The sequence below is a fragment of the Bradyrhizobium sp. genome, from assembly GCF_047605465.1.
In the GTDB taxonomy this organism is placed as follows: Bacteria; Pseudomonadota; Alphaproteobacteria; order Rhizobiales; family Xanthobacteraceae; genus Bradyrhizobium.
Map to the genome: position 1 here is coordinate 47,612 of NZ_JASGFS010000045.1, position 7,253 is coordinate 54,864.

Consider the following 7,253-nt stretch of genomic DNA (forward strand, 5'->3'; position numbering starts at 1 on the left):
GATCGCTCGCGGAGTCAGTCGTCAGGCTGCGCCTTGCGCGGACCGGCGGTTCGCGATGACGAGGGAAAAACCGTAGCGAGAGACCAATGACCTTTGACCACGACCTGAAGGCGAGCGTCCGCACCATCTCCGATTATCCCAAGCCGGGGATCATGTTCCGCGACATCACGACCTTGCTCGCTGATGCGCGCGCCTTCCGGCGTGCGGTTGACGAACTCGTCAATCCCTGGGCCGGCAACAAGATCGACAAGGTCGCCGGCATGGAAGCGCGCGGATTCATCATCGGCGGCGCGGTGGCGCACCAGCTCTCTGCCGGCTTCGTGCCGATCCGCAAGAAGGGCAAGCTCCCGCATACGACCGTACGCATCGCCTATTCGCTGGAATACGGCATCGACGAGATGGAAATGCATGTCGATGCGATCCAGCCCGGCGAGCGCGTCATCCTGGTCGACGATCTCATCGCCACCGGCGGCACCGCGGAAGGCGCGGTGAAACTGTTGCGGCAGATCGGTGCCAACGTGGTCGCCGCCTGCTTCATCATCGACCTGCCCGATCTTGGCGGCGCCGCCAAGCTGCGCGCGATGGACGTGCCGGTGCGTACGTTGATGACCTTCGACGGGCACTGAACGAGCGCCGCCGTCGCGGCGATCGTCAGATCGCCTCGGCCCCGAGCTTCGATCGCCAATGCAGCATGCGCTCCCGGAGCAGCGCATTGCGGACATAGTCCGTTTCCTCGTCCTCGAGCCGCTCGCACTCGCCGAAGGTCAGTCCCGTTTCGCCGTGCGCGTTCCACGCCGCCTGGAGGCTGCGGCAGCTGTGGTTACCCTGGCGCAGCGAGAACCAGATGCGGTTCTGGATGGTCTCCAGGTTTGGCGCCTGGCCGACCCACGTCTCGCCCGATGCCGCGCAGCCGACAACGTAGATGCCGGCGATGGTCTTGCGTTCCTTGTAGGCAGCGATTGCTGCTTTCCGGTCGATGCTCACGGCGCGGTCTCGCTGACAGGGTGATGGTTGCGGACGGTGATAGCCGGACGCGTCATCGCGGTCAATATTACCCGGATAAATATATCAGGACCGTTGCAGGATCAGGCTGAGCTCGAGCTCGCGGAAGGCGAGGTAGTTTCGCCGGATCCATTGGTGCAACTCGGTCGAAGAGTCCTTCTCCTGGCGCAGATAGCCGGTGAAGGAGAAGTTCAGCCGGTCGATATAGGTCTTCAGGAAGCCGGGCAGCGCGGGCAGTCGGAACAGGCGGCCGCTGGCCATCGCGGGCGGCAGCTCGCCGCGCACCACGTATTCGTTGTCCACGGTGATCAGATTGACGCGCGGAATCTGCTCCCGCAGCACCTCGTAGCCACGGCTCGAGACGCGGTCGGTATCGGCGACGAACAGGATCATGGGCGCGACGTGGCGCCGCGCGGCCTCTTTCAGCAGGCCGATCTCGCCCGTCATCTTGAAGAATTCGTCGAAGGCATGGAAGCCGAGGTCGATCACCTTGGCGAGCCCGTCATCGACGATGACGCGGTCCATGAGCTGCATCTTGCCGTAGGTGTCGATCACATCCGCCGTCTCCGTCACCTTCGGCAGATAGTCGAGCAGCGACGGTTCCTTCAGATTGACGTCGAAGGCGGCGACGTCGCCGTTCTTGAGCAGCAGGAATTCGGTCAAAAGCCGCGCCAGCAGCGTCTTGCCGACCTGCGGGCGGGGCGAGCAGATGATGTAGACGGGGGTCGCGGGCATCGACAGCAATATCGGGCGGATTCACCGCCCCATCCAGCCGCATCCCCCCAGGCTGCGCAACTATTTTTCGCTGCTGCGGGCGGCGGGCTTCGAACCGACGAGGTCCGTGAGGCGGATGCGGTCGAATTCGCTCCACACGTTGGCCAGCCAGTGCCGGACATAGCCGCGCAGCACGAAGGAGTAGTTGGCGGCCTCGTCGTGGATGCCCTTGTTGGCGACGAATTTCAGGAACGGAACGGAGGACACCTCGACCTGCTCGTAGGCCATTTCATTGAGCTTGGGGATCGTCAGCTCGGTCGCGTCCTTGATGCGGTGGAAATACGAATTGTAGGTCGCCTGGTCCCACTGGAAGAACTGGGTGTCGTTGATGAAGTTCTTCACCAGGAAATACTTCGCGCCGGTCATGAAGCCCGCGGTCTCGGCGATTTCCTCGAGCGAGGCGATCGAGGGGCCGAGGATGTGGAACACCGCGAAGGTGATCTGGCCGGCCTTGGCGGCGTCGAGGAAACCGATGTCGCGCAGCGAGGCGAGTGCCGGCGAGAGCAGTCCGGCGCGCACGTCGATCACTGTCACCGACGGGCTCACCGCGTTGAGCGTGTCGAAGATCTTCATCTGGTCGGCCGTCGTCGTCATGTCGACGATCTCGGTGATGTCGGGGTGGAAGCGCTTCAGTGTTCCGCGCGGAGACTCCGTGTCGAACGCCCGTGTCGGCACGTTGTTGGCGGAAAAATAATCGAGCAGGGTGCGCGATACCGTGGTCTTGCCGACCCCGCCCTTGTCCGCGCCCACCACAACCACTGCCGGCTTTGCCATTGCTGTCCCCTAACGCGCGCCCCCGATCGCGAGGTCGCAATCGGCCGGGCCCCAAATCGATGTCCCGAGTCTGCTGTTGGGCGCGAACATGGCAGAAACAAGGGATAATTCAATTCCTTGGCGCGTGGTTACGGCAATTCCCGGGGTTTTTCCCAATCGCCGCGAAACCCGCCGCCGCCGGCGCCAAATCGGCTCAATGACGGCCCCAGGGACCCATGGGATTGCCGATCGGAGTGCCAATTCCGGTTCCGGTGGGGCGTTGCGCCGATCCGGGGGACGCGGGCTCATCTGTCCTGGCCGCATCGCTCCATGGTCCCTGCGGCAGGGGCGGTGGGGCATCCGCTTGACCGGTTTGTTCCGCCGGCTGTTCCGTCTCGTCCGGTGCGGGCAGCGGGCCCGGATCGCGGCCACCGGCGAACTTGACCAGCGCGTCGACCCGGGACTGCACCGAGGGGTGGGTGGCGAAGAGGTCGGCGAAGCCTTCGCGCGGATTGTCGACGCAGAGCTCCATCACCGCCGAGGTGGCGCCCGGCAGTTCGCCGCGGCCCTCGATCTTGCGCAGCGCCGTGATCATGGCGTCCGGATTCTTCGTCAGTTCGACCGAGCCGGCGTCGGCGAGATATTCGCGCGACCGCGACAGCGCGAGCTTGACCACCTGCGACAGCAGCCATGCCACCACGATCAGCACGACCGCGATGATGACGATCACCACGGCGCCGCCGCCGGAACTCTTGTTGTCGCTCGACGACGAGGACCGCGATGACGACGACGAGGAGCCAGATGACCACGATCCACCCGAACCCGAACTCCAGCTGAAGCTCGTGAACAGGCGGAAGAACAATTCGCCGAAGAAGCCGACCACGCCGGCGATGATGACGGCGATGACCATGAGCTGCACGTCGCCGTTCTTGATGTGGGTCAGCTCGTGGCCGAGCACGGCCTCGATCTCCTGATCGTTCAGCGCCTTCAGCAGGCCCGTGGTGACGGTGATCGCATATTGTCGCGGATTGAGGCCGGTCGCGAACGCGTTCAGCGCCGGGCTGTCCATGATCTTCAGCTTCGGCATCGTGATGCCGCGCGAGATGCAGAGGTTCTCGAGGAGATTGTAGAGCCGCGGCTCTTCCTGGCGCGTGACGTCGTGGCCGCCGGTCACCGCGTCGATCATCGACTGGTGGAAGAAATAGGCGATCACGATCCAGGCGGCCGCCGCGATCGTGGCGAAGGGCGCCGCCTTGAGCAGATCGGCAAGCGCACGGCTGAGATAGTAGGCGACGCTCTCGTTGCCGTCGATGAGGACTTCAGCGATCAGCGCACCGGCATAGACCAGCACGTAGAACAGCATGAAGAGGCCGACGAGCAGCAGCATCGAACGAAACTTGTTCGAGGCGATGTGCGTGTAGAGACCATACGCGGCCATGACGCGATGCCCTGCCGGCCTGTCGGCTTCCTCAGAACTTCACCTGCGGTGCAGCCTCGACTTCGGTGCGGCTGGCGCCGAGATCGAAGAAGTCCTTTTTGGTGAAGCCGAACATGCCGGCGAACAGCGCGGCGGGCATCTGCTGGATGCCGGTGTTGTATTCCTGGACCGCGTTGTTGAAGAAGCGGCGGCTGGCCGCGATCTTGTTCTCGAGGTCCGAGAGCTCGCTGGCGAGCTGCTGGAAGTTGGCATTCGCCTTGAGGTCCGGATAGGCCTCGGACAGCGCGATCAGCCGGCCGAGCGCACCGGAGAGCTGGTTCTCGGCAGCGGACACCTGCGCCGGTCCCTGTGCCGACATCGCCGAGTTGCGGGCCTTGATGACGTCATCGAGCGTGCCGCGCTCGTGCGAGGCGTACCCCTTCACCGTCTCCACGAGGTTCGGGATCAGGTCATGACGCTGCTTGAGCTGCACGTCGATGTCGGCAAAGGCCTGGCTGACACGCTGGCCCAGCGCGACCAGTCGGTTGTAGGCGCTGAAGGCGAACAGCACGAGGACGACGATGACGCCGAGAACGATCCAGCCGGTCGACATGGAGAACTCCTGATGGGGAAGAAGGCGGCGACAGCCTAGACCAAAACGAGGCCGGGCGTGAGACCGGTACGGAGGGAAGGTAAGACTTGGTCGGGTGGGGAGCCATCCGAGTTCAAGGCAAAAAGCGGGAAAGGCGGTTAATTGTCCGCCATGACCGCATCGCCCCAGCGCCAGCGCCGGGCGCTCGCGTACGCCGCCTTGTCGCGTCGGGCCACTTTCGCGAGTTCGACGCCTTGCCCGGTGCAGAGCTTGGCTGTGATCTCGGCCTTGCCGACCTCCGGCGCCGCCAGCACGCGCGAGGCGCGCGCGGCAGGCGGCGTGCGGGTCAGCACGACGTAGATGAACCGTTCGTCCTCGAACGGCACCTCTGCGCCCTTGATCTGCCGGTGCGCCTGGGAGCGTGGCAGGCGCTGGGTGAAATGGCACCAGTCGGGCGCGGTGAGCGGGCAGGGCTTTTCGTGCGGACAGGGCGCGGCGACGAAGGCACCGGCCGCGATGAGATGCTGGCGGAGCGCGAGGATGCGCGCGTAGCCGGCCGGCGTGCCGGGCTCGATCACGACCAGCGCGCGGCGGGTCTTGGCCCACATCATCTCCGCAAGCGTCCGCCGCTCTCTCTCGCCGAGTTCGCCGATGACGTAGCTCGCAATGACGAGATCGACGGGCGACGCCTCGGCGAGGTTCGTGCCGGCATCGCCGGGCAGATAGCGGCAATCTGCCAGCCGTGAACTGTCCCGCGCGAGCCCGAGCGCGAGCCGGCTGAGCGTGTCGTTGGCATCGAGCAGGGTGAAGTCGTGCAGCGATGGAAAGGCTTCCGCTGCGGCCCAGCTCGCGGTGCCTGGTCCAGCGCCGACGTCGAGCAGGGTTTCCGGATCAAGTTCCGGAGCGATCTCGGTCAGCGCGTTCAGGCTCGCGGCGACCGCGGCGTAGGTCGCCGGCATGCGCGCCAGCGCATAGGCGAGCGCATCGGCCTCCGACTTGATCGTTCCGGAGCCGCCGCCGGTGCGATAGGCGTTCGAGATCTTCTGCGATCGCTGCGCGGCGTCGGTGCGCGAAAAGCCCTGCAGCCTGGCGTCGAGGGCAGCCTTGAGTTCGGCGGGGAGGTTGGGTGAGATCATCGTCCCATCGTCATGCCCCGCGCAGGCGGGGCATCCAGTATTCCGAGAAGGCGGCCGTCAAAGAACGGCCGCTGCGGAGTGGATCATCCGCTTTCGCGGATGATGACGTCAATGGTCGAGGCGCGACCGCGATATCAAGCCACGTTCTGGTCGAGGATGTCCACGGCCTCTGCCAGGCTCACCGACACGAGCTGCGACACGCCGCGCTCGGCCATGGTGACGCCGAACAGCCGGTTCATGCGCGCCATCGTGATCGGGTTGTGCGTGATGATGATGAAGCGCGTATCGGTCGAGCCGGTCATCTCGTGCAGCAGGTTGCAGTAGCGCTCGACGTTGTGGTCGTCGAGCGGCGCGTCGACTTCGTCCAGCACGCAGATCGGCGACGGGTTGGTCAGGAACACGGCGAAGATTAGCGCCATGGCGGTCAGCGCCTGCTCGCCGCCCGAGAGCAGCGAGAGCGTCTGCGGCTTCTTGCCCGGCGGCTTCGCGATGATCTCGAGACCGGCCTCCAGCGGATCGTCGCTCTCGATCAGGTGCAGCGCCGCTTCGCCGCCGCCGAACAGCTCGACGAACAGGCGCTTGAAGTGGTTGTTGACGACCTCGAACGAGGTCAGCAGCCGCTCGCGCGCCTCCTTGTTGAGGCTCTGGATGCCCTGGCGCAGCCGCTTGATGGCTTCGACGAGGTCATCGCGCTCGGTGACGAGACCGGTGTGCTGGGTCTCGACCTCGCGCAGCTCCTCCTCGGCACGCAGGTTCACCGCGCCAAGGCGCTCGCGGTCGCGGCGCATCTTTTCGAGATCTTCCTCGATGTCGTGCAGCGGCGGCAGCTCCGCGCCGGGCTCGATCTCGGCAAGGCCGGCGACCGCCTGCGGCTCGACCTCGAGCATGTCGCGGATTTCGCGCTCGATGTCATCGAGCCGGCGCCGCGCGCCTTCCATGCGCTCTTCGGCGCGGGCGGTCGCCTCGCGCGAGCTGGAGAGGGCCTCGAGCGTCAGTTTCGCGACGCGATCGGTCTCGGCCATCGCGGTCTCCGCGGTGGCCAGCGCGTCGGCGGCCATGCGGCGGTCGTTTTCCGCGTATTCGATCTCGGTGATCAGCGCGCTGCGCTTCTCGGCGAACGCGGCGGGTGCGTTTTCGAGATCGCTGCGCTCGATCGAGACCTCGGTGATGCGGGTCTGGATCGTGTCGATGTGGGAGGCGGCGCTTTCCTTGCGGTTCTGCCACTCGGTGCGCTCGGCGAGGATCGCCTGCACGCGGCGGTCGGCGAGCTCGGCTTCACGCGCCAGCGCCTGTGCCTCGGCGCGGACCTGCGCGGCCATGCGGCGATGGCCTTCGATGTCGCTGCGGACCGCGGCGAGACGGGTCTCGGTGTCCTCGCTCGACGGCAGTTCGCTGATGCCCGCCTCGGCGTATTCGTAGGCGGCTTCGGCCTCTGCGCGGTCGGCGGCGAGACGGCTGTGGGCTTCCGACAGCGTCGCCTTGCGGGCGGCATGGCGGCCGATCTCGCGCTCGGCCGTGGCGTGGCGCTCGCAAGGCGACGCTGTCGGAAGCCCACAGCCGTCTCGCCGCCGACCGCGCA

General features: G+C 65.8%; 8 protein-coding genes. 1 reads left to right on the plus strand and 7 read right to left on the minus strand.

All coding sequences use genetic code 11. The features are described from left to right. Nucleotides 1-86: 86 nt before the first annotated feature. Nucleotides 87-626: an adenine phosphoribosyltransferase gene (locus QM712_RS26165; RefSeq protein ID WP_415026040.1), complete on the plus strand. Its 540-nt coding sequence runs from the start codon at nucleotides 87-89 to the stop codon at nucleotides 624-626. Between the two features lie 25 nt (nucleotides 627-651). On the opposite strand, the gene QM712_RS26170 is transcribed toward QM712_RS26165, so the two are convergent. From QM712_RS26170 to QM712_RS26200, 7 genes are all read right to left on the minus strand, one after another. Then, nucleotides 652-984, minus strand: a complete 333-nt coding sequence (locus tag QM712_RS26170; RefSeq protein WP_415026041.1) for a GIY-YIG nuclease family protein — start codon at nucleotides 982-984, stop codon at nucleotides 652-654. A gap of 84 nt (nucleotides 985-1,068) precedes the next feature. After that, nucleotides 1,069-1,737 (minus strand): hypothetical protein, encoded by a 669-nt coding sequence (locus QM712_RS26175; protein ID WP_415026042.1) that lies wholly within the window; start codon nucleotides 1,735-1,737, stop codon nucleotides 1,069-1,071. 60 nt (nucleotides 1,738-1,797) lie between these two features. Beyond that, nucleotides 1,798-2,550, minus strand: coding sequence for a hypothetical protein (locus tag QM712_RS26180; RefSeq protein ID WP_415026043.1), 753 nt, complete (start codon nucleotides 2,548-2,550; stop codon nucleotides 1,798-1,800). Between the two features lie 193 nt (nucleotides 2,551-2,743). Then, nucleotides 2,744-3,967, minus strand: coding sequence for a M48 family metallopeptidase (locus QM712_RS26185; protein WP_415026044.1), 1,224 nt, complete (start codon nucleotides 3,965-3,967; stop codon nucleotides 2,744-2,746). A gap of 31 nt (nucleotides 3,968-3,998) precedes the next feature. Next, nucleotides 3,999-4,559, minus strand: a complete 561-nt coding sequence (locus QM712_RS26190) for a LemA family protein (protein WP_415026045.1) — start codon at nucleotides 4,557-4,559, stop codon at nucleotides 3,999-4,001. Nucleotides 4,560-4,696: 137 nt separating this feature from the next. After that, nucleotides 4,697-5,674 carry a small ribosomal subunit Rsm22 family protein gene (locus tag QM712_RS26195; protein ID WP_415026046.1) on the minus strand — a complete coding sequence of 326 codons (978 nt, stop codon included), beginning with the start codon at nucleotides 5,672-5,674 and terminating at the stop codon, nucleotides 4,697-4,699. 134 nt (nucleotides 5,675-5,808) lie between these two features. After that, a partial coding sequence (locus tag QM712_RS26200) for a chromosome segregation SMC family protein (protein ID WP_415026047.1) occupies nucleotides 5,809-7,253 on the minus strand: 1,445 nt, incomplete at its 5' end.

Coding starts and splice junctions, on each gene's coding strand:
- QM712_RS26175 (WP_415026042.1), bottom strand. CDS start 1,737: ATGCCCGCGACCCCCGTCTACATCATCTGCTCGCCCCGCCCGCAGGTC.
- QM712_RS26195 (WP_415026046.1), bottom strand. CDS start 5,674: ATGATCTCACCCAACCTCCCCGCCGAACTCAAGGCTGCCCTCGACGCC.
- QM712_RS26190 (WP_415026045.1), bottom strand. CDS start 4,559: ATGTCGACCGGCTGGATCGTTCTCGGCGTCATCGTCGTCCTCGTGCTG.
- QM712_RS26165 (WP_415026040.1), top strand. CDS start 87: ATGACCTTTGACCACGACCTGAAGGCGAGCGTCCGCACCATCTCCGAT.
- QM712_RS26185 (WP_415026044.1), bottom strand. CDS start 3,967: ATGGCCGCGTATGGTCTCTACACGCACATCGCCTCGAACAAGTTTCGT.
- QM712_RS26180 (WP_415026043.1), bottom strand. CDS start 2,550: ATGGCAAAGCCGGCAGTGGTTGTGGTGGGCGCGGACAAGGGCGGGGTC.